10 protein-coding genes are annotated in these 21,731 nt (G+C 59.6%); 4 read left to right on the top strand and 6 right to left on the bottom strand.

All coding sequences use genetic code 11. The features are described from left to right. Nucleotides 1-40 precede the first annotated feature (40 nt). Nucleotides 41-5,530: a hypothetical protein gene (locus BMZ66_RS11520; RefSeq protein WP_143080163.1), complete on the bottom strand. Its 5,490-nt coding sequence runs from the start codon at nucleotides 5,528-5,530 to the stop codon at nucleotides 41-43. A 425-nt stretch (nucleotides 5,531-5,955) separates the two neighbouring features. Between BMZ66_RS11520 and BMZ66_RS11515 the strand changes: the two genes are divergently transcribed. After that, a complete protein-coding gene (locus tag BMZ66_RS11515) occupies nucleotides 5,956-6,981 on the top strand; it encodes a Gfo/Idh/MocA family oxidoreductase (protein ID WP_092672732.1) in 1,026 nt (341 codons plus the stop codon). A gap of 50 nt (nucleotides 6,982-7,031) precedes the next feature. Here the strand turns inward: BMZ66_RS11515 and BMZ66_RS11510 are convergent, their stop codons facing one another. Next, on the bottom strand, nucleotides 7,032-8,240 hold the full coding sequence (locus BMZ66_RS11510; RefSeq protein ID WP_092672729.1) for a porin: 1,209 nt from the start codon (nucleotides 8,238-8,240) through the stop codon (nucleotides 7,032-7,034). A 393-nt stretch (nucleotides 8,241-8,633) separates the two neighbouring features. Between BMZ66_RS11510 and BMZ66_RS11505 the strand changes: the two genes are divergently transcribed. The 3 genes from BMZ66_RS11505 (at nucleotide 8,634) to BMZ66_RS11495 (ending at nucleotide 14,477) form a co-directional block, all read left to right on the top strand. Further along, on the top strand, nucleotides 8,634-10,091 hold the full coding sequence (locus BMZ66_RS11505) for an aldehyde dehydrogenase family protein (protein WP_092672726.1): 1,458 nt from the start codon (nucleotides 8,634-8,636) through the stop codon (nucleotides 10,089-10,091). A 123-nt stretch (nucleotides 10,092-10,214) separates the two neighbouring features. Further along, nucleotides 10,215-10,898 carry a type 1 glutamine amidotransferase domain-containing protein gene (locus BMZ66_RS11500; RefSeq protein ID WP_092672723.1) on the top strand — a complete coding sequence of 228 codons (684 nt, stop codon included), beginning with the start codon at nucleotides 10,215-10,217 and terminating at the stop codon, nucleotides 10,896-10,898. A gap of 450 nt (nucleotides 10,899-11,348) precedes the next feature. After that, complete coding sequence (locus BMZ66_RS11495) at nucleotides 11,349-14,477, top strand: T9SS-dependent M36 family metallopeptidase (RefSeq protein ID WP_234795067.1); 3,129 nt, start codon at nucleotides 11,349-11,351, stop codon at nucleotides 14,475-14,477. A 193-nt stretch (nucleotides 14,478-14,670) separates the two neighbouring features. On the opposite strand, the gene BMZ66_RS25115 is transcribed toward BMZ66_RS11495, so the two are convergent. The 4 genes from BMZ66_RS25115 to fbp all read right to left on the bottom strand — a co-directional run bounded on the left by BMZ66_RS25115 (nucleotide 14,671) and on the right by fbp (nucleotide 21,619). Next, the gene (locus tag BMZ66_RS25115) at nucleotides 14,671-14,850 is read right to left on the bottom strand and encodes a hypothetical protein (protein ID WP_143080162.1); all 180 of its coding nucleotides are present in this window, start codon (nucleotides 14,848-14,850) and stop codon (nucleotides 14,671-14,673) included. 77 nt (nucleotides 14,851-14,927) lie between these two features. After that, entirely contained in the window at nucleotides 14,928-18,071 is a 3,144-nt protein-coding gene (locus BMZ66_RS11490; RefSeq protein WP_092672720.1) for a T9SS-dependent M36 family metallopeptidase, read from the bottom strand. Between the two features lie 538 nt (nucleotides 18,072-18,609). Further along, on the bottom strand, nucleotides 18,610-20,571 hold the full coding sequence (locus BMZ66_RS11485; RefSeq protein WP_092672717.1) for an alpha/beta hydrolase family protein: 1,962 nt from the start codon (nucleotides 20,569-20,571) through the stop codon (nucleotides 18,610-18,612). Nucleotides 20,572-20,611: 40 nt separating this feature from the next. Continuing rightward, nucleotides 20,612-21,619, bottom strand: a complete 1,008-nt coding sequence (fbp, locus tag BMZ66_RS11480) for a class 1 fructose-bisphosphatase (RefSeq protein WP_092672714.1) — start codon at nucleotides 21,617-21,619, stop codon at nucleotides 20,612-20,614. Between the last annotated feature and the right edge of the window lie 112 nt (nucleotides 21,620-21,731).

Below are 21,731 nucleotides of genomic sequence, written 5' to 3'. Positions count from 1 at the left end.
GGGCATGACCGTTTTGCGTTGCTGCCTTGCAGGAAAGCGCTTAGCTGTCGCCGAAGGGGTCTTCGGTGCCTTTCTTCTTGCGCTTCTCTTCGTCCTTCTTCTGTTTCTCCTCCTGCTTTCTCAGCCGTTCGTCTTCTTTGGCCTTTTCCTTGGCCTGGCGCTCGGCTTCTTTTTTGTCCACGACAGGGTCGGGGGCTGCATCGGGAGCCGCTTCCTTGGCTTTCTCCTTCTTGGCGGGCGCGGGCGCTGGCGCCACCGGAGCGGTGGCATCGTCCATCACGCCGTCGCCGAAGGGGTCGTTGGCTTTGGCTTTTTTCTTCTTTTTAGCGGGCTCGGGAGCAGCTTCGGGAGCGCTGGGGTCGGCGGTGCCGAAGGCGTCGTCGCCTTTGCCCTTTTTCTTTTTCTTGCTGTCTACGGTGTCGAAGTTGTCGGCCGGGGCGGGGTTGGCGGGCCGGGTCGCTAGCTTGCCGCTCTTGCCCAGGTAGTCTTTCTGGAAATGCGAGCGGAAGGCATCCACGTCCGAGAAGTCGCCAACGAAGGCCCCGTAGCTGGTGGCCGTATTGTAGTCGTACTTGGCCTTGCTTCTGATTTCGTTTTCAAAGCTTTCGCTCGGCGACTTGGTCAGCAGCAGGTTGTTGGCATACTTGAGGTAGTACCAGCTTTGCGGCTCCACTTCGAGGTACATTTCCACTACATCGGTGGAGTTTTCGCGACGGATTTCGATGTGGCCGTCGATGAGGGCGTTGAGGGGCTGTTTGCCCACACCGGACAAGCCAATTTTACCCACCGAATACCAGGCCCGCCGCTTCTCGTTCCAGCGCAGGTTCACCCGGCTTAGCAAGATGGTGTGCATCAGCTTGGGCGACAGCTTCATGATGGACTCGGGGCTGCCCTTGCGCATGGAATAGGCCTCCGTGGCTTTGTTGCCAATGAATTGCGCCAGCTTGTAGAGCTCGTTTCCGGAACCGTCCTGGGCCTCGGGCGAGCCTTTGGTGAGCTTGGCTAGCTCGGCGCCCATCACATCAATGGCCTTCTGAGGCATATCGATGTCGATGCCGAGCATGGCGTCCACGGCGTAGCGGGCGCTGTCCGGGTTGGCGGTGCCCACGCCGCTGCCTACCATCTTGTAGTTTTTGTTCGAGGTAATGAACGTCATCGGCCCTCTAAACTTCAGCGAATTGGTGGCATCGGTGTAGATAAGAGCAGCGCCCTCGTAGGCATTAACGTCGCTCATGTCGTTGCGCGAGATGGTGTAAACACCATTTTTGTCGTCGTAGCGCAAGTTGCCGTCTACCGTCAGAATGGGCACGTCGGCCTTACTGGGCAACGTGGCAGCGTAGAGCGGGTACACCTTGTTGCTCTCATCGGAGAGGAACAGGCCGGTTATGAGCGGCGTACCGTCTTCGGCCTTGATGTCCTTGAGGTTGAGGCTGAAGTTCTTGGGATCGATGGAGTCTTTCACGGCCACCCAGGCAGCCGAGTTGCGGTCTTTGCCGAACTGCAGCTGCACTTGGCCGTCGAAGGCGAAGCCGCGGCGCTGCGAGTGCAGTTGCACGTTGCCTCGGTAGCCAATGCGGGGGGTAAGCTGGAACTTGGTAGAGGAGTTGACCACCGCCGTAGCCACGGTGGGCGGGCCAGCTAAGGTCGTCGATTCGAAGCCGTCTTTCTTGTCTTTGTCGCGCTGCAGCAGCTTTATCAGCTTGCCCTTGCCAGCCAGAATGGCGGCCGGGTCGGGCTCGAAGTTAGAGAAGCGTAGGGCAACCGTGTCGCGGGCCGTTTTGAAGCTGTATTCGGCGTTGCCGGTAAAAGCCTCCTTCGATACCACTTCTATCGTGCCTCTCACAAGTCGGTGAAACTTGCCCAATGAGTCGAGCTCGACGGTGGCGTTCTTGAAGCGCTGAATGCGGCCGTTGGCCAAGATGTTAACCTTGCCCGAGTCAGGAATAATCCAGGCATCAGCGGCGGCGATGTAGGGCACGCCACCCACTTTCATCTGGTACTTGGCCAGGTCGTAGACGCCGGTGGCGGCCTTGAACTTCAGGCCCAGCTGGTCGGAATTGGTGCTGTAGAAGTACGACTTGGTGGAGTCGGCATTGGCCGCTACGCGGAGCTGCACTTGCTTTTTGTTGAAGTCCCAGCGTCCGCCGCTCAGGGTGGTTTTAAACTTGGAGTACGGCAGGTCGATGCTGGCCTTGCTGCCTTCCTCGCGCTTAAAGTCGGCGTAGCCCTTGTCTATGTTATAGTCGAAGGACACTTCGTTGGCCGTAAGTGCCGGCTTGTTGGCCTCGGCCGATTTCACGTTGAGCGTGGACCGACGCCCGGAATAGCCACCGTTCTTAAAGATGAATTCCGGCGACTTAATAAAAGACTGGGGCCCGTCGAGGGTACCGCTGCCGCCCGTGCTTTTGGGCGTGAGCAGGGCCGTGCCCTTGAAGTTGTACCCCGACACGGTTTTGGCCTTGCGGTCGGCGGTGCTGTAGAGGCGGATGGGCTCGCCCGAGCTGGGCGTGCTCAAGAACATGGAGTCTCGGCTCACATCCCAGTGCATGAGGTAGTTGGGCGGCAAGGTCATCTTGGCAATGTCGACGCCGTCGGATTTCTTGGCCCCAATCTGGCCCGACCGGCCCACCGTCACCACCGAGTCGCGGTAGAACACGAACTTATTCGATGTGAACGTGCCCGTTTGGTAGCTGATGCTGCCGTCGGCCTGCAGGCCCCCGCCGTCCATCTTCACCTTGTTGAATACGCGGCCGCGGCCTTTATACAGCGGAAATCCATCTTTGGGCACATCGTACACGAAGCCGAGCGCGCCGTCTTCCTGCACCGTGAGCTTGGTTTGAATATCCGGAATGATGCCGCCGCTGCGGAAGGTGCCGTTAAAGCCCGATGCCGACTTGCTGATGCCGTTGAGCGAGTCGAGCTTAAACGGCGGAATGTCGAACACCATGGTCGAGTCGTAGGCCCCGCCCAGTACCGACTGCTTGCCGAAATACACGTTGGCCCCGCTCTGAGAGTCGAAGGCCGGGTACTGTCCCTTCTTCTTGCGGCCCGACTTGTTGTTGGGGTCGTTGAGGAAGAGACGGCCGGTCGAGACCTTGCCTTTGTTGGTGAGGGCAAAGTCGGCGTGCTTGCCGGTGGGTCGGCCCTTGGCGTCCTTGGCTTCGCTGCGAATGACGATGGAGTCAATCTTGGCCATGTCGACGTAGAAGCCGTCGTAGTCAAACTTGAAATCGCGGCCGCGGAAGCGCATGGCCGAGGCCACCACGGTGCCGTTGAAGTTGATGTTCCGGTTTTTCTGGATGCGGATAATGGCGCTGTCCGGCTTCACAAACACCGTGGCCGAGTCGTCGGTGAAGTTGAAGCGCTCCACGCCCCGAACTAATAACTCATTGGTGACCAGGTTGAGGGTGGCGTTGCGGCCCGAGCCCGAGAGGGACTTGATGGCAATGTGGTCGTAGTCTTTGCGGTCGCGGGCCGAGGCCACGTAGTGCGAGCCCTTGGGCAAGATGATGACCTCGCCGGTTTGCGGCACCCACTGCACGTAGCCGTCGCGCGCCAGGCCAGCCATGGCGCTGCGCATGTTGGGCTCCGAGGTCTTGAGCTCCGTAGCCAGGGTGCTCACGTTGATGGTTTTGACGTTGCCGTGGCTTTGGCTGTAGCCCAACAGCATTTGCAGCGGGTGCAGGCGGTTGATACTCTTGAGCTGCTGGTAGCGGCTGTTGGTAAAGAATTCCTTGCTTTCGAAGTCGGCTGCCTGCTGGTTTTTCGACGACAGCACGGCAAAGTCGATGGTGGGTTGGCCCAGGTTCCAGGTCAGGGCCTCGGTGCGGATGTCGAGCTGATGGTAGGAGTCGCTGTAGGGCGTGTTTTTGTAGAGTCCTTCTTCGCGGGCAAGCTTCAGTTCCTTTTTGCCCTTGTTGTACTTGAGCTCGGCGCCGGGGTGCGTCACCGAGTCCTTGGCGCCCTGGTAGATGGTAACCGCGGCGCGGCTGGCCGTGATAATGGAGTCGCCGAGTACGTAAGCCCGCGACGTGGCCTTGAACTTGGGCTTGCCGTCCAGGCTCACGATGAGGTTGGACGGAGAGCCGTCGAGGGCGGCGCTGAGCACCTTGCTGCCGGCCATGGAGATGCCGCCGCGGTACTGCAGGTTCTCGCCCAGGTTTTTGATGCGGGCGTTGTTGGTGAGGGAGATGAAGCGGGGGTACCCAGTTTCGGTGGTGCCGGACTTGCGGCGCACGTTCTTGTAGCTCAGGGAGCCTTTTACGGGCGCCTCCAGCACGGCTGGATACGCTACCGTCACGGTCTGAGCCGTGAATTCGGGCTTGGCCATATCTAAGTCAAACCCTTCCAGCTCAGCCGTTACGGGGTTGGCCTTGATATTCCAGGCAAACTGCCCGCCGGTGGCCACAAACCGGTTTGAGTTGGGCACGGCCGTGCCGCTTACTTTCTTAAGCATGACCGAGTCGCCGGCTGAGCCCAGGACCAAGTCAGCATCCTTCACCACAATCACGGCACCTCGGGTAGGCGGGGCCAGGTAGTCGTCATAAGGCAAAGCCGAGGGGGTGAAAGCAGCAGCGGGAGCGTCGAAATCGGCGGCACTTACTACGGCCGTGGCTGGCTTGGCAGCGGGCGTTGCGGCTTTGGCCGCGGCCGGACCGGCTTTAGCCGGTGCTTTGGCAACGGGCTTGGCGGGGGCTTTTTTCACGGGAGCACCCCAGCCGTCGTCAGTATCGCCCCAGCCACCACCCGAGGGCGACGACCACATGTCGGCGGTGTCCCAGCCGCTGCTGCTGGCTTTCTTCTTAACAGCGGGCTTGGGGGCGGCTTTCACCGGTGCCTTGGCCACAGCTGCGGGCTTTTTCACGGCGGGCGCGGCGGGCAGGGCTTCTTCTTTTTTAGGCGCCGGGGTGGGTGCGCCAAACTCCAGGTTGGAAACCGGGGCAGCTACGGGCGAATACGCAAACGTTACGGTGCCGCCCACGGCCCGTAGCGTGCTGTAGCCTGAGCGGTGCAGGTAGCCGCCATTCAAGAAGCGGTTGGTACTGGCAATAAACTTCTCGGTTTCCTGCGGCGCTTCTTTCTCCAGCGTTTGGCCCAGCACATCGAGGTACTGGTCCATTTGCTGGTCGCTGAGCTTGGCCGTGGTAGCTCCGCCAACTATGGCACCAAAAAAGAGCTCGAAGTGGGGCCGGGGCCGAAACTTCTTGGCCAGCATGGTTTGCGATAACGCCACGATGCGCGCCTGCTGCGACGAGGTGAGGCGGTTGGTGCCCCACAGCGTTTGGAGCCGGGCCGCAGTGGCCCGGGCAGCCGCGTTGTTGGTGGCGGCCATCATGCTCTGCACGTCCAGCATGTACTGGGCGGGGTCGGTCGAGAGCTTGCCCAATTGGTAGCGCGGGGCCGCTGCCGTCGGTGGGGCGGTGGTAGCCGCTACGGGTGGCGACGCCTTCGGCTGGGCCTGAGCCTGGGCCGCGGTATAGGTGCCCAATAGCAGGCCGAACCACGAAGTAAGAATAGCTAATCGCTTCATATAGTCTAATTGTAGTCTGTAATAATGGCTTGGGTAGCAAGCCGCGCACTGTATCTGGGCAAGATTAAGAGCAACTCATCACCAGCCCCTCTCTTGCCCTATTCGTCGCACCGAATAAATGACAAATTCAGAAGTTGATGGGCTGCTTTTTTTAGCACAAACACCTGGCATAAAGTATAGTGCCGAGTGTTGAGTTAAAAAACCCGGTACAAGTTAGGCACAATCAAAAAAGCAACACATCAACCACCGTCGTTAAAGATTAATACCACTTGATTATCAATAATTTTCTGAGCAATGTCCTTTTTCACATCCCCTTCTTATCCTACTTTGCTTGTTAGCTAAGCAAAATCCTTGCCCTTCCTCCAGCCATTGGCTTGCGTTGGGGTTGGACTGGTGGTTGGGAGGCGTCTGCGTTACTTTGGGCTATGAGCACTGCCCCTATTCGCACCGCCTTGCTAGCTTACGGCATGTCGGGCAAACTTTTTCACGCGCCCTTTTTGAGCGCGCATTCCGGCTTTGACTTGCAGGCAGTGGTGGAGCGCACCGAGCGGCGCATGCACCTGGACTACCCCGCCATTCGCAGCTACCCGAGCGTGGACGAGTTGCTGGCCGACCCTGCCATTGAGCTGGTGGTGGTGAACACGCCCAGCAACACCCACTTCGGCCTGGCCCAGCAAGCCCTGCGAGCCGGCAAACACGTGCTGCTGGAAAAACCGGTGGCCACGTCCGTAGCCGAGATACAGGCCCTGGAGGCTCTGGCGCAGCAAATGGGCCGCCACCTGCTAGCCTATCAAAATCGCCGCTGGGACAGTGACTTCGGCGCCGTGCGCCGCGTGATAGAGAGTGGGCAGCTGGGCCAGCTCATCGAAGTGCATTTCCGCTTCGACCGCTACAAACCCAGCCTTAACACCAAGAAATTTAAGGAAGAGCCCTTGCCCGGCAGCGGCCTCCTCTACGACCTGGGCCCGCACCTCATCGACCAGGCCATCAGCCTGTTTGGCCAACCCCTCGGCTTCCACAAAACCATGGGGCAGTACCGCCCGGGCAGCCAAGTCAACGACTTTTTCTCGCTGCACCTGCGCTACCCCAAGGGCCTGAATGTGTGGCTGACATCCGGCTTGCTCGTGGCCGACCCCGGTCCGGCCTACGTGCTTCACGGCGCCCAGGGCAGCTACCAAAAGGGCCGCACCGACCCGCAGGAAGCTCAGCTGTTGCAGGGAGTGTCGCCCCTGGCGCCCGACTACGGCCACGAGAAACCGGGCCAGGAGGGCCGGCTCACGCTAGCCGAAGCCGATGGCCGCCTTGCCACCCACTCCGACGCCGCGGCTCCGGGCAACTATATGCAGCTGTTCGAAGCCGTGCACCAGACCATACGCCAGGGAGTGCCCTACCCCATTCGGGCGGAGGAGCTGCTGTGGCAAAACGAGCTGCTGGCCGCCGACGCAAACTGAGAAGAGGCAAGCTGGCAATTCCTGACTCCTCGTTGGGCCACCTACATTATTTAAAAGTTAAGCTGCGCCTGCAGCCGGAGCAAGCCGCCGCGCTGCCGGTTGTCGGGTCGCTGAAAATCCTCGAAGCGCCGCGACGACAGCGTGTACATGGTCACCAGCTCGAAGTTGCTGACGGGCTGCCATTCCACGCCCAACTCGGCCTCGCGCACCGAGTAGCTGCGGGCGTCGCGCTCGTGCTTTTTGCCGCCCTCGTAATAGTGCGCCCGCAGGAAGGGGTAGAACTGCTGCTTCTGCAGGCGCATCCGGTAGTTGAGCAACAGGTACCCACCGTGAAGCGATTGGTTTTCGATGGTGCCAGTGCTCGGGTTGAACTCCGGGCCGCGGCCGATGTTGTACTCGGCCTGCACGCCAAACGGCTGGGGGTAAAGCACAAAAGTGGCCGCCACGCGCTGGTCGAGGTAGCTGCGGTCTGGGGTGGTCTTCACGCCGGTAGACAGCTGGTCGGTAGCTACCACGTAATCACCGGAGTATGCCTGAATACCGGGTTCGATGATATGCCGGCCCAGCACCAGCGGATACGTGAGGCGAGCCACGAGGTGCTGCTGGTTGTTGAGCTCGGGGCGGTTGGCCGTTTGGCCGTTGAAGACACCAAAGCCCAGCACTCCGTAGTCGCCGGAGCCTTTTAGGCCTTCCTTCACCAGCTTCGCAAAGCGTTGGCGCACGGCAGTGGGCGCCCAGTAGAAAAAAGCGCCCAGGTCGCGCTCATTCGAGAAGGCGCTGTTGATGGCATCGTTGCGGTCGAGGGGCAGCCGATTTTGGCTCGACTGCATGTTTTCGAAGCCAAAGGGGATTTTGCTCTGGCCGATGCGGATACGAAACTGATTGGCTTTGTCAAGCCCTACGTCGAAATAGGCGTCGCGGAGCTGGCCAAACTGCAGGGAGGTGCTGCCGCTAACAGTGCTTGCAAAGTCGGGTTGAATATAAAAGTAGACCCGCTCGCTTAGCTGCCCAAAAAAAATGATGCGCACCCGGCGCAGCGATACGCCTCCGTTGCGCCCCCACGACCGGTCGCACTGCTCACAGGCCAGGTCCGGATTAGTTTCGAGCAGGCGGTTGTAGCGGGCCTGCACGTACCCCCGAATAGCGAAGGTTTCGAACCACTTTTTGTCGGGTGGTGGCGCCTGTACAGTCGTGTCGGAAGCCTGGCCGAAAGCGCGCCCGGCCACGAGAAAGAGGAGGCCAATTAACAGTTTATTCATCAAAAGATAATGCTGGCACAAAGTGCGGCATTAATTATTTCCTTTTGATGAACCGCATGTGACGGCAATGTTACGAAAGCCCTTTTCAGTCGATTTGCTTCAGATTGGGCGGAGCTATTGCGAGCGGAATAATCAGTAAGCAAGTGTTTCTTGGTATCGGCAAATGAATAGTGTAGCTGAACTACCAATTCGCGCAAAACACCTGCGTGTAGCATCAGCCAAGGCTGGTAAACAGCGAACAGTGTCGTGCCAGCACAATTCGTCGACACGCAAATCGGGAGCGCGCTTGGCTCCTAGCTCAACCTAGGGCTTGCCCTGCGCTTGCGCCAGACTGAACGGCCTTATTGCCCTGCCCGTAAGCCTACAGAACACTTTAACCTATTCAGTAGAAATATGAAGGCTTACGAAGACCTAGACAAGCAATACATCGACGGCGTCTGGCGCAACGGCCGCGAGGCCGACACCATCGAAGACATCAACCCTTACAACAACTCAGTCCTGCTAACCATCAAATGCGCCGGGCCCGACGAGCTGAACGAAGCCTACGAAGCGGCCGAGCGCGCCGCTCCGGCCTGGGCCGCACTACTGCCGCACGAGCGCCGCGACTTCTTGCTGAAAGCCGCCGAAATCCTGGTTCAGCGCAAGGATGAATTTGCCCGCTGGATAGCGCAGGAGGCCGGTGGCGCCCATGCCAAAGGCGAAGTAGAGGTGATGCTGGCCCGCGAAGTGATTCTGGAAGCGGCCACTTTCCCGCAGCGCCTGCACGGCTACATTCTGCCCTCCAACATCCCCGGCAAGGAGAGCCGCGTGTACCGCAAGCCGCTGGGCGTGGTGGGCATCATCAGCCCCTGGAATTTTCCGGTGCACCTGTCCATGCGCTCCATTGCGCCGGCGCTGGGCTGCGGCAACACCATCGTGGTGAAGCCCGCCTCGCAAACACCCGCTACCGGCGGCACGCTGCTGGCCAAGCTGTTTGAAGAAGCCGGCCTGCCTAAAGGCGTCTTCAACGTGGTGGTGGGCAAGTCGTCCGTCATTGGCGATGCGTTTGTGACGCACCCCATTCCCAAGCTCATTTCCTTCACCGGCTCCACGCCCGTGGGCAAGAACATTGGCCGGCTGGCCGGCGAAAACCTCAAAAAGGTGGCGCTGGAACTGGGCGGCAACAACGTGTTCATTGTGATGGAAGACGCCGACCTCGACCAGGCCGTGGCAGCCGGCATGATGGGCAAGTTTATGCACCAAGGTCAGATTTGCATGGCCATTAACCGCTTCTTGGTGCACGAGGCGGTGTACGATGAATTTTGCGGCAAGCTAGTGGCGCGCACCAAACAACTCACCGTTGGCGACCCGCTCGACCGAAACACCGACATCGGCCCGCTCATCGACGACAAGCAGGTGAAGCGCATTCAGGAAGACGTGGAAGCCAGCGTGGCCCAGGGCGCCAAAATTGAGTGCGGCGGACAGGCCGAAGGCGCCGTGCTCTACCCCATGGTGCTCTCGAACGTGCGCAACGACATGCCCATTGCCCAGAATGAAATCTTCGGTCCGGTGGCCGCGCTCATTCCTTTCAAAGACGAGAAAGAGATGCTGCAGCTGGCCAACGAGCTGAACTTCGGCTTGAGCGGCGCCCTGCACACCCGCAACGTGGAGCGCGGCGTGCACCTGGCCCAACAGGTGGAAACAGGTATGATTCACGTGAACGACCAAAGCGTGAACGACGAGCCCAACGCGCCCTTCGGCGGCGAGCGGGAATCGGGCATGGGCCGCTTTGGCGGCCAATGGGTGATGGACGAGATGACCCGCGTGCAGTGGGTGACCGTGCAGCACCAGCCCCGCGAATACCCAATTTAATGCCCCCGGGCGGGCGGCATTTAACCGTTTATGCTTCCTGCAGGTTGTTGCAGCTCCCCCTGCACCACCGGCTGGTGGTGACATTCTGCGCATTGACGCATCACTTCCACAGACTAAAAGTAAATGAGCAAGAACATCCTGATGGTACTGACCTCGCACGACCAGCTCGGCGACACTGGCCACAAAACCGGCTTCTGGCTGGAAGAATTTGCCGCGCCCTACTATGTGTTTAAAGACGCTGGGGCCACCCTTACCCTGGCCTCGCCCAAGGGCGGCCAGCCGCCCCTCGACCCCAAAAGCGACGACCCCAGCGCGCAGACCGACGCCACCGAGCGCTTCAAGAAGGACGATGCCGCCCAGCACGCCCTGGCCAATACCGTGCAGCTCGACTCCGTATCCACTGCTGACTACGACGCCGTGTTTTACCCCGGTGGCCACGGCCCGCTCTGGGACCTGGCCGAGGACCAAACGTCCATTAAGCTCATCGAAGAGATGTACGCGGCGGGCAAGCCAGTGGCCTTGGTGTGCCACGCGCCCGCGGCCCTACGCCACGTGAAAGCGCCCGACGGCTCGCCGCTGGTGCAAGGAAAGGCCGTGACGGGCTTCACCAACACGGAAGAAGAAGCGGTGCAGCTCACCAACGTCGTGCCCTTTCTGGTGGAGGACATGCTGAAGGAAAACGGCAGCAACTACTCCAAATTAGAGGATTGGAAGCCCTACGTGCAGCGCGCAGCTCACCTCATCACGGGCCAGAACCCGGCTTCTTCGGAGCCGGCCGCCCATGAGCTGCTGCAGCTGCTAGGCTAGCCACTGAGAGTATCTAAGGCTTGTGAACCGCCCCGACTGCGTCGTTTCTGACGTGGCCGGGGCGGTTTTTTTGCGAATGCTCGCCCTGCTGTTGCGGCTCAATTAGATAGTTCAGCACCAGCAATGGGCAGGCATAGCTGAGAAGCTTTTGCAAAAGCGCTATTGAAGTGCCAGAACATTGAAAGAAATTTTTTTTCTGTTTCGACAAAACATTTTAGCAGTTTATGCAACACCGCCTACCGACGCTGTAAGCACTGTTGTTCATCAAGTTAACTCTTCGCCTTCTTTTGAATATCAAAAAACAGTAAAATACCTATTAAAAGGTGGTGTAACAAAAACTTGAAATAACGCAAGGCCGAATTAAGACTTTCAACGTAAGTCGGGGAAATTTTTGAATTTACTTTAAAAGAAAGACAGCTATTACCCTCACTTACTCATTAATTGAAGCAAATGGACAAAATGATACTGTTTGCAACTCGCATGGCTCTGGTCATGGGATTGCTAGTCGGGAATTTGGCCTCCTTTGGCCAAAGCAGTGGCAAAGCTGCCAAAAGTCCCGTGCCACAAGTGGCGCTTGACCACATCAAAAAGAACCAGCAGGAACTGCAACTGGCCAGTGAAGACCTTTCGGACCTGGTGCTCAGCAGCGAGACCGAAAGCAAACACAACGGCCTGAAGCACCTCTACATTCAGCAGCGCCACCAAGGCATCGAGATTTTTGGCGCCGTGTCCAACGTCAATCTGACCAAGGACGAAAAGGTGCTGAACATGGGCGACCGGTTCCAGAAGCAAGTCGGCAAAAAAATCAAGAGCAAGCAGGCCCAGCTCACCGCCCAGGCGGCCGTAGCCGCTGCGGCCCGCCACCTCAACCTTGCACTTAAAGGAGCACTCACGGCCACCGAAACCAGTGAAGCAGCCAACCGCGCCACGGTATTCACCACGGGTGGCATTTCGCTGCGCCCCATTCCGGCCCGACTGGTGTACCAGCCCTTGGCTGATGGCCAACTGGCGCTGGCCTGGGAAGTGTCCATCTACGAACTGGACGCCCGCAACTGGTGGAACGTGCGGGTAGATGCCGCCACCGGCGCCGTGCTCGACAAAGACAACTTGGTGGTGGAGTGCAACTTCGAACACGCTCCCGGCGAAATGGTGCGCACGCACCAGCACGAAGCCGCTCCGTTTTCGTTCTATTCCGTAGCTGCTGGCCCTACCGCCAATGCCTACAACGTATTTGCTCTTCCCACCGAAACGCCCAGCCACGGACCACGCACGTACGTGCCCACCACCGCGGCCGACCCCAAGGCCTCGCCCATGGGCTGGCACAAGCTGGCCACGGGGGTATCGTACACCATCACCCGCGGCAACAACGTGCATGCCTACGAAGACCCGGACAACCGCAACATCCCGGGCCTCAACAGCAGCCCCGACGGTGGCTCCGCCCTCCTGTTCGACTACCCGGTTGACTTCAATCAGCAGCCGGTGACGTACCTCAACGCCGCGACCACCAACCTGTTCTACATGAGCAACATCATGCACGACATTTGGTACCAGTACGGCTTCAACGAGGCTAGCGGCAACTTCCAGGCTACCAACCCCAGCCTGCTGGGCGGCCTCGGCGCGGACGCGGTACTGGCCGAGTCGCAGGACAGCCGCAACGTGGCGGCCACCCGCAACAACGCCAACTTCGCTACGCCCGTCGACGGCCAGGCGCCCCGCATGCAGATGTACCTGTGGAGCGGCGCCCCGGCCCGGGACCTGTTTCAGGTGAGTGCACCATCCAGCATTGCCGGGATTTACACGGCCCTGGAAGCATCCTTTAGCAAGCCCCTCACCGCCACGCCGCTCACCGGCAAGCTGGTGCTGGCCCAGTCCACGCCGCCCGCAGGAGGCACCAGCGAGGAAGGCTGCGGCGCCTTCACCAACGGCACGGCCATCAGCGGTAACATTGCCGTGGTGTACCGTGGCACCTGCGGCTTTGCCGACAAAGTGCAGAATGCGCAGATTGCCGGCGCTGTGGCGGTGGTGGTGATAAACAATGCCCCCGGCGACCCCATTGCCATGGGCGGCACGGCTACCAAAGCCACCCCGGCCATCACCATTCCGGCCGTCATGATTAGCATGGAAGCCGGCCAGACCATCCGGCAGCAGCTGAATGCCGGCACGCAGGTAACGGTTATCCTGAAAAACACGGGCTCGCTGCCCGAGCTCGACGGCGACTTCGACAACGGCATCATTGCCCACGAGTACGGCCACGGCATCTCGACCCGCCTCACCGGCGGCGCCAACAACTCGAGCTGCCTGCGCAATGCCGAGCAGGGCGGCGAAGGCTGGAGCGACTGGTTCGGCCTGATGCTGACCATGAACGCCGGCGACACCGGCGCCAAGCCCCGCGGCATCGGCACCTATGTGCAGAACCAGCCCACCAGCGGCCGCGGCATTCGCCCCTCCCCCTACAGCACCGACTTCGGTGTGAACAACTACACGTACGCCGCCACCAACAACACCACGCTCACCGAGCCGCACGGCATTGGCTTCGTATGGGCCACCATGCTGTGGGACATGACTTGGTCGTTCGTGGACAAGTACGGCTACGATGCCAACCTGTACACCGGCAAAGGCGGCAACAACATGGCCATGCAGCTGGTCATCGACGGCCTGAAGCTGCAGCCCTGTAACCCCGGCTTCGTGGATGCCCGCGACGCCATCCTGGCCGCCGACCGCGCCAACAACGGCGGTGCCAACCAGAAGATGATTTGGACGGTGTTTGCCCGCCGGGGCCTGGGCTTCAGTGCCAAGCAGGGCTCCACCACCAGCCGGCTCGACCAGGTAGAGGCGTTTGATTTGCCGCCCGCTTTCTCGTGCACCGCGCCCACCATCACCGTAGTGCGCACCTCGACCGTGAACACCAACGGCCCGGCTTCGACCATCTACCTCGGCTACGGCCCACAGAACGTGCAGCTGCAAGCCAACAGCACCAACGCCGGCCTGAATAGCTTTAGCTGGAGCCCCGCCGCTGGCCTGAACAATGCCAACGTGGCCAACCCCATCTTCACGCCCACTGCGGCCGGCACCTACCGCTTCACGGTGGCGTCGACCAACGACGCCGGGTGCTCGGCATCGGCCTCGGTGACCATTACGGTAATCGACGTGCGTTGCGGCCCCACCAACAACCAGGTGGTGGTTTGCAGCGGCAAGAACTCCCGCTGCGTGAACTCCAGCGATGTTCCCAACCTGCTGAAGCGCGGCGGCACGCTGGGCACCTGTGGTTCCGGCGCTACTACGTCTCCCCTTGCCGCTCAGGACCAGGACGCTGCTAAAGAAAGCGAGTTGACCAGCCTGCCGAACCCGGCCGTCGGCCAGACTTCGGTGTCCTTCACCTTGCCCGAGGAAGGCAGCTTCCGCCTGGAAGTGCTGAACATGCAGGGCGCCGTAGTGGCCGTGCTGGGCGAAGGCACCGGCAAAGCCGGCCAGCGCTTCAGCTACGAGTTCAAGAAAGGCGCGCTGCGCGGTGACCTCTACATTGCCCACCTTGTTACGGGCAGTGGCAACAAGTTCACCCGCATTGAGCTGAAAGACTAGTTTTTCGGACGAAGAAGCATTAACCCGGGGCTGTGCTGGTGCACAGTCCCGGTTTTTTTGTGGTGTGTGCTAAGCTTAAAAAAATTCAAACAATGAAATCAATGGCGCTCACTGCTCCGCCAGGCTATAAGTCAGGCAGGTTTCTCTGAGGAAGCCACGCCCTTGTAGCAACAGAATCAGTTCGGCTATCGCCTTAAAACCAGGTCTGGTTATAGATGAACCATCGCAAACGTTGGCCTCCGTAAACAGTGGTATCTACAGCTAAGTCGTTGGCTTTAGGTGGTGCAGTGCTGCCTGCATGTTCTGCAAAGCTGCTATTGCCAAGGCGCGGGCGCGCAATGGCTTGGCCGAGCACGCCATCATCAAGACCCATTTCATCAGGTAAAAGAAAAAGGGAGGCCGCATTGCTGCGGCCTCCCTTTTTCTATCACTGTAACAATATCGGTGACGCTAGTCTTGCAGCACAATGCGCGTGAAATGGCTCTTACCACCCGATACAAGCCGGGCCATGTACAGGCCAGCGGCCAAGTTGCCACGGCTGAACTCATGCGAGAGGGTTTCACCAGCTTCGCCGTTGCCTTGGGCTACTACGGACACCACCGCGCCCAGTGTGTTCACCACTTCCAGGCGGTAGGCACCGCTTTCAGCAAGTGTGAAGGCGAGGGTCGTTTTGGCGTTGGCCGGGTTGGGCGCAGCCGTGAGAGCAGCATCGAAGGGCAGTGGCGCGCTGGCTACGGTGCCTTCCGCGGTGCCTCTTGCCTGTGTACCGCACGCGCCTATTGTGGCCTCCCCACGTTCGCGGTTAAGCAGAGCAGTGGCATCGGCGGCATCAACGCACATCTCCTTGCCCTTGAAGCAAACAGCAACCTTTCTGTTCTTACCGCAGCGCACGTCCATGACCTTAATGGTAATCGAGGCCGTCCGGGTGCACACATTCGCATTTACAGCCGTAACCGTGAACGTGTAAGTTCCAGCGGCAGTGGGCGTAAATACTGGATTGGCCACGTTGGTAGCGCTCAGGCCAGCGGCGGGACTCCAGGTGTAGGTAAACTCTGGGTCACTCGCTAGTTTGCTAGCCAGTAGTTGCACACTTTGCGGGCCGTAGCCGAGGTAAATTGTGTTGGCAGCGGCATCAGGGAAATTGGCCAGGGCAGATGCCAACGTGATGGTGGGCGCAGTGCAAGCGTAAACGGGGGGCAGGTCGAAGGCCTCTACCTGGTCGATACGGCTGTTGGCCGCGCCCTGGCTGGCGCTGAAGCCTACGCCACGCTTGGCGAATGCCCGCCAAATCAGCTCTTGGTTGGCACCACCGTAGTTGGCAAGGTCGGCTTTCAAAATGGCGTCGCGGCCATCTACAAACCCGGGAGCGCAGGGCTGCATCTTCAGGCCGTCGATGACCAGCTGCATGGCCATGTTATTGCCCTTCTTGCCGGTATAAAGGTTGGCGTCGTAGCCGTACTTATCGATGAGGTCCCAGGTCATGTCCCAGAGCACCGTAGCCCATACGAAACCGATGCCGTGAGGCTGGCTGAGTGTAGTATTGTTGGTCCGGCCGTAGGTATAGTTGTTTACCGCGAAGTCGGTGGAGTAAGGAGCGGGGCGGATGCCCTGGCCGTTGGTGGGCTGGCCTTGTGCGTAGGTACCAATGCCGCGCACTTTGGTACGGGTGTCGGTACCCTTCATGGTCATCATCAGACCGAACCAGTCGCTCCAGCCCTCGCCGGCTTGCTCGGCCTGGCCACCCAGGCAGTTGGTGAGGCGGCCACCGGTGAGGCGGGTCGAGATGCCATGGCCGTACTCGTGCACGATAATGCCGTTGTCGAAGTCGCCGTCGAGCTCAGGCCGGCCATCATCCTTCAAGCTAACGCGAACTTCCTGGCTGGCATTGAGCTGCGCACGAACCGCGGCACCCGCCACGTCCGAAATCATCAATGACGGAATCGCGATGGGGGCCGGGGTAGCAGCGCCCGCTCCCATGGAGATGGGAGTACCCGGCTGATTGTTGATTACCACCACGGCAATAGCACCAGCGAGTTGAGCATTGTATACTTTCAGGCTAAAATCGCAGTTGCCACGGTACACTACGGCAATATTTCCGGCTATCGAGGCGGCATTGGTATGCGGCCCACAACCCTCGTCCGTGTTGGTAGACAGGCCTCCAATGCCATTGCCCAACACTAGCTTGCCGGTAATGGGCGTGGAGTTGAGGCGTGGCCCGAAAGCAGCCTGCACCGCGGGGTAGCTGCCCGCAATTCCTGCGGGCGAGGTCACTCGGAACATGTTCGCATCGGGCGGGCTGGTCCACAGATACATCTGCATCCGGGGAGCGCCGATGCCGTTGTCGATGGGCGTCGAGAAGTTGGCGTTGTTGCGGGTAGTTGCCACGTTGCGGCTGTCTTGCGCTTCGGCCCTAACATAGTCTCCCTGCGCGCCTCCTCTGTTGAAGTTGTCGGCCTGGAAGTTGCCGCTGGCTTCATCGAAGCCATACTGGTACCATACGTCGTGCGTGACGTTATTCCAGTAAAACAGGTTGGTAATGGCCGCGTCGCGGTAATCAACGGGCTGTTTCGTAAAATCAACTGGGTAATCGAAATTTAATTCGGGACCCCCGTTGGGGCTGTAGTTAGCCAGGCTGTTGTTGTTATTGGGGTCCTCGTAGGCGTAGACGTTGTTGCCACGGGTGGTGGTCAACTTGCCCGTTAGGGTATGGTGCCAGCCTTCTTTAGAAGCTATGGCATCGGCCGCTGACGTGCTCACTAGGCTGCGGGGGCCGTGACTGGGGCTTTCCTCGGGCATGGCGTACACGTTGTACACGTTTGTCCCGGCCATTACTGAGGCAAAGTTGAACGGCTTGGCAGCTGCATGGGCGTAGGCAGAGTGTTCGAGCAGGGGCAGGCCACCGGGCCCATCGTTGTCGAACTCGCAATGGGTGACCAAGTTGTCTTTCTCTAGCACCTCGCCAGTGTTGGCATCCACGCGCATGTCCCACCAGTTCTGAGCGTCTAGCTCATAGATGGATACTTCCCACGCCAAGCGCAGGCTGCCGTCGGGCATGGGCTGGTACACTAGCTTGGCCGGAATGGGCTCGAGCGAGATGCCACCCGTGGTGAATACTACTTCTTCATTTTTACCCCCGGCCCGTTGCTTCGCAACCAGCGGCTGTTTCAATGCCAAGTTTAGGTGGCGAGCCGCCGCTGTCACAGCTGCTTCGGCCGTGAGCTTGGCTTTTGCTGCTTTTGCCCGAGTGCCAACGTTTTTTTGAAACCGGTCGCCCAGAGCTATCACTTTATCCTCGCGGCTCAGGCTGATGTTGGTTACCGCGTTGTGAATCTCAATACCCTGATGCATTTGCTGCAGGTAGAAATGCTTGACTCCGCTTTTCGCCGAAACCGTTTCGCTGCTTAGCTCAATATCGGCTAAGTCGGCCTCGGTAAGCTTGAGCGCTTGCTTGTTGCTGCGGAGGTAATCCAGCGCGGCCCGCGGGACTGCTTTTTGTTGTGCTCTAGCCCCTTCTTGGCCGAACGATGCATGGCTGCCCATGAATAAAGTTGCCGTCAGTGCTAGCCCGGCTACCCTTGGTATGAATTTATTCATTTAGTAGGAGTTGGAAAGTGGTTAAAGATTTAGTCAATATAAAAATCAATTTCACCCTCCCCAAAAAGGACAACATTAAAAAGCTTTAATTTTATTCTCCTAATTATTAAGCACTTCCTACAATTATCATTTTTAGTCTCAAAAGCATATTATTCAACAAATTTTTTAATATTATAAAATTTTGTCATTTGCCAATTAGAGTTAAGTTATGTTTTCATTCATTCCGGTTATGAGCACGAAGAAAGGAATAGTACAAGCCCTGAGCTTAAGCAAAAATGGAGTATACTAATTGTACTTTACCTTGTTAATTCTATCATCCATCGTCTTCATCCCATGCAACTGATGCCGTGCAAGCGCCTATGAGGACGGCAGCATCAGAGACTAAGGCCAAAGGCCAGGCAGCACTCACTGCGCTGGCAGAGTACGATGAAGATGTTACACGGTATTGGATAAGTGAAGGCACTACCGGCCAACCGGGCGAGCAAAAGGCCCGGCACTGAGTACCTACAATGAACTCCGTTATGGGCACATTACCACGCTACGGCAGCACCAGCCGGCTGCCCAGCGCCTGCTGCAAATCTGGCAGGTCATACCGCTGCAGCACGCCGGGCAGCACTTCCGAATACGCATCCTTGGCCGTGGGTTGCGCCAGCTGCTCCTGATACGAACGGGGCTGCTGCTCCATGGCAACGCGGGTGATGGCGGGTGCGAGCACGGCCGCGTGCAGTGCAGGGGCGACGGCCCGGCCACTGGCGCGCATTTCTACCGGCACGTCTTGGAGGCGGCTCTCATTCCGCAGGAAGGCGGTGAGGGTAATGATATCAATGGCGCGCTGGGCCAGCAGGGGGCGGCCCAGGTGCAGCGCCAGCTGGGCATTGCGGTACTCGCGGTTGTAGTACTTGGGGTCGTTGAAGGCGGCGGGGTCAGTGGTTTCGCCGAGGCCGCGCAAGTCGGCAAGGAGCACGGCCGTGCCCTGGCGGAGGTAGGCTTGCAGCTGAGCGGCGCTGTCGAGCACGCTGGCCTTACCCGCGTCGGGAAGCCAGAGGAGAACTTTAGAAGGTGGGGCGCCGCCGGGGGGTAAGGCTAATAAAGCCGGCAGCGGCGGCTCGCCTTCGCGGCGCAGAATGAGCTTCTGCCACGTAAACCCCACGCGCTGCAAGGTATCGAGGTGCGCTACTGTGACCAGTGGAGCAGAAGCACCGGCTGGCATCTGCAGCTGCTGGCGGACCTGGGCAACTAGGGCTTCGGGTTTGTAGTTGGCACGACGGGCCGCCAACCGCTGTGCCTCTGCCTGATGCATCTGTGCCAAGGTGACTTCCTTGCGGAAAGCCGTGTTGACCTGGCCTGTTTTCGTGCAGCGCAGCTCCTGTTCAGACAAAGTAGCCAAAGCCCCTTCTTGAATCGGTGTCGCATCGCCATAAAACCACTGCCGAAACCACGTGACAGCTGCTTCCCGCTTGGGCTGCGAAATGCCGTGGCCGTCGTCGTAGGTGAAGAGGCTCAGCTGCTCCGGCTTCGCCAGCGCCGTGTAGATGAGCCGGGTCTCGGCCGTGGCAGCTTCTATTTGGGTGTAGTCGACAAAGTCGTAGCGGCCGGCCAGCATAAGCAGCGGCTTGGGAGCGAACATGATGGGCCAATCAGCGAGGTCGAGGCGGGCGCGGCCGGCGCCAGGCAGCTGCACGCAGCCATCGGCGGGGCCGGTGAGCTCCAGGTTACGCTCGCCGCTGGCCACGTAGCTGCACAGCGCTGCCACTTTTACCCGCGGCTCGAAGCCCATGAAATAGGCTGTTTGGGTGGCACCACCGGAGTTGCCCAGGCAGCCAATGCGGGCCGTGTCGACTTCGGCGCGGGTGAACAAGTAGTCGAGGCCGCGCGCATTGTCCCAGAGCTGTTCGGCGGGCGTGGTGTGGCCCAACAGGGCAGCGTTGGCATTGAGCAAGGTGTGCTCGGTGGTGCCGCCACGGGCCAAGGGCTTGCCGGCGGCATCGGTAAGCTGCATGCGCTCGCCCTGCGAAATGGGGTCGATGACCAGCACTACGAAGCCGTGCTGCGCGAACAGAATAGCCGTTTTCTGGTAGGAAGCCGTGGCTTTTGCTTCCTGTTCGTGACCACAGAAAAGCAGTACGCCGGGCTTCTTGCCCTTGCCAGCGGGCACGTACAGATTGGCCGTAACGTGGTGGTTAGGCTGGCTTTCGTAGATAATTTTCTCGATGCGGTACTGGTCGCGCGCCAGCTTGCCGGTGACCTGTGCCCGCAGGGGCGTGCGTGCTGGCAGCGGTCCCAGTACCAGCCGGAAGCGGGCCCGCACGCTGTCGCGGTAAGCCGCCGCGCCGGTAGCCGATTGCGCGGCCCGGTCCAGCTCGGCGGCCCGTGGGGCGTACTGGGCGTGCATCTGTTGCAGCAGGTAAGTGCTGAGCGTGGCCGGGGCTTTCCAATCAAGCACGTTGGGGCTGCCTGCTTGCTGGGCAGCGGCTGATTGGCGCACCAGCAGCACAGCCATCAAAGCAAGCAGAACGGCCCTCCAACGCATGGCAGCCCGGTTATTTGGTCGCGATGCAGCGCAGCTCCTCCACCAAATCGGCTGAGCCAACGAATATGGGAGCGCGCTGGTGCAAATCCCTGGTTGGCGGCACATCGAGCAGGACGTCGGCGCCGCTGACGGCCACGCCACCGGCTTGCTCGATGAGGTAAGCCAGCGGGTAGCACTCGTAGAGCAGGCGCAGCTTGCCTTCGGGCTTGTCCACCGTGGGTGGGTACAAGTAAATGCCGCCCGTGAACAGGTTGCGGTGGTAGTCGGCCACCAGCGAGCCCACGTAGCGGGCCGTGAGGCGGCGCTCCTTGCAAGTAGTGAGGAAGGTGCGCACAAACTCCGGGTAATCGAACCAGTTGCCCTCGTTGCAGGAAAACACCGGCCCCTGGCGCGGAATTTTGATGTCGGGGTGCGAGAGGAAGAATTCGCCCAGCGAGTTTTCGTAGGTGAAGCCTGCCACGCCGTGGCCCGTGGTGTACACCAGCATGGTGCTGGAGCCATACAGCACGTAGCCCGCCGCAATCTGCGCCCGGCCGCCCTGCAAAAAGTCTTCCTTGCGGGCCGGCCCGCCAATGCGCGACACGCGGCGGTAGATGCTGAAGATGGTACCGATACTCACGTTCACGTCGATGTTCGACGAACCGTCGAGCGGGTCGATGGCCACCACGTACTTGCCGTTGACGTTGCCGGTCTGAATGATGTCTTCGTCTTCTTCCGAAAGCACAGCGCAAGCCTCTCCCCCATTAGTTAGGGCACGCACAAAGCGAATGTTGGCTTCTACGTCGAGCTTCTGCTGGTTTTCACCCTGTATGTTTTTCTCGCCCATGGCCCCGGTGATGCGCGAGAGACCAGCGCGGTTCACGTCGCGGTTTACAATTTTACCGGCCAGTGCAATGTCACGCAGCAGCTGCGACAGCTCGCCAGTAGCGTAAGCAAATTCGGATTGCTTGCGCATGATGTAGCGCTCAAGCGTGGTGCCAACAGGCGTGGCCAAGGTATTTTCGGTGGTCGGAGACATGGGGTGGGATTTTTGGATAGCGGAAGGCGCCAAAGATGGTAGGCCAAACCAGAAAACAGAACGTCATGCAGAGCGCAGCGAACCGCAGGTCGCCGTAGGCAAGCATCTCGCG

The organism is Hymenobacter arizonensis (assembly GCF_900115775.1).
GTDB classification, from domain to species: domain Bacteria; phylum Bacteroidota; class Bacteroidia; order Cytophagales; family Hymenobacteraceae; genus Hymenobacter; species Hymenobacter arizonensis.
Note: the sequence above shows the minus strand (reverse complement) of the source record. Positions and strands in the feature narration are given on the sequence as shown.

Bases quoted from the DNA above. Each gene is read 5' to 3' on its own strand.
- BMZ66_RS11500 (WP_092672723.1), top strand. From the start codon at position 10,215: ATGAGCAAGAACATCCTGATGGTACTGACCTCGCACGACCAGCTCGGC.
- BMZ66_RS11485 (WP_092672717.1), bottom strand. From the start codon at position 20,571: ATGGCTGTGCTGCTGGTGCGCCAATCAGCCGCTGCCCAGCAAGCAGGC.
- BMZ66_RS11515 (WP_092672732.1), top strand. From the start codon at position 5,956: ATGAGCACTGCCCCTATTCGCACCGCCTTGCTAGCTTACGGCATGTCG.
- BMZ66_RS25115 (WP_143080162.1), bottom strand. From the start codon at position 14,850: ATGGGTCTTGATGATGGCGTGCTCGGCCAAGCCATTGCGCGCCCGCGC.
- fbp (WP_092672714.1), bottom strand. From the start codon at position 21,619: ATGTCTCCGACCACCGAAAATACCTTGGCCACGCCTGTTGGCACCACG.
- BMZ66_RS11490 (WP_092672720.1), bottom strand. From the start codon at position 18,071: ATGAATAAATTCATACCAAGGGTAGCCGGGCTAGCACTGACGGCAACT.
- BMZ66_RS11495 (WP_234795067.1), top strand. From the start codon at position 11,349: ATGGACAAAATGATACTGTTTGCAACTCGCATGGCTCTGGTCATGGGA.
- BMZ66_RS11510 (WP_092672729.1), bottom strand. From the start codon at position 8,240: ATGAATAAACTGTTAATTGGCCTCCTCTTTCTCGTGGCCGGGCGCGCT.
- BMZ66_RS11505 (WP_092672726.1), top strand. From the start codon at position 8,634: ATGAAGGCTTACGAAGACCTAGACAAGCAATACATCGACGGCGTCTGG.
- BMZ66_RS11520 (WP_143080163.1), bottom strand. From the start codon at position 5,530: ATGAAGCGATTAGCTATTCTTACTTCGTGGTTCGGCCTGCTATTGGGC.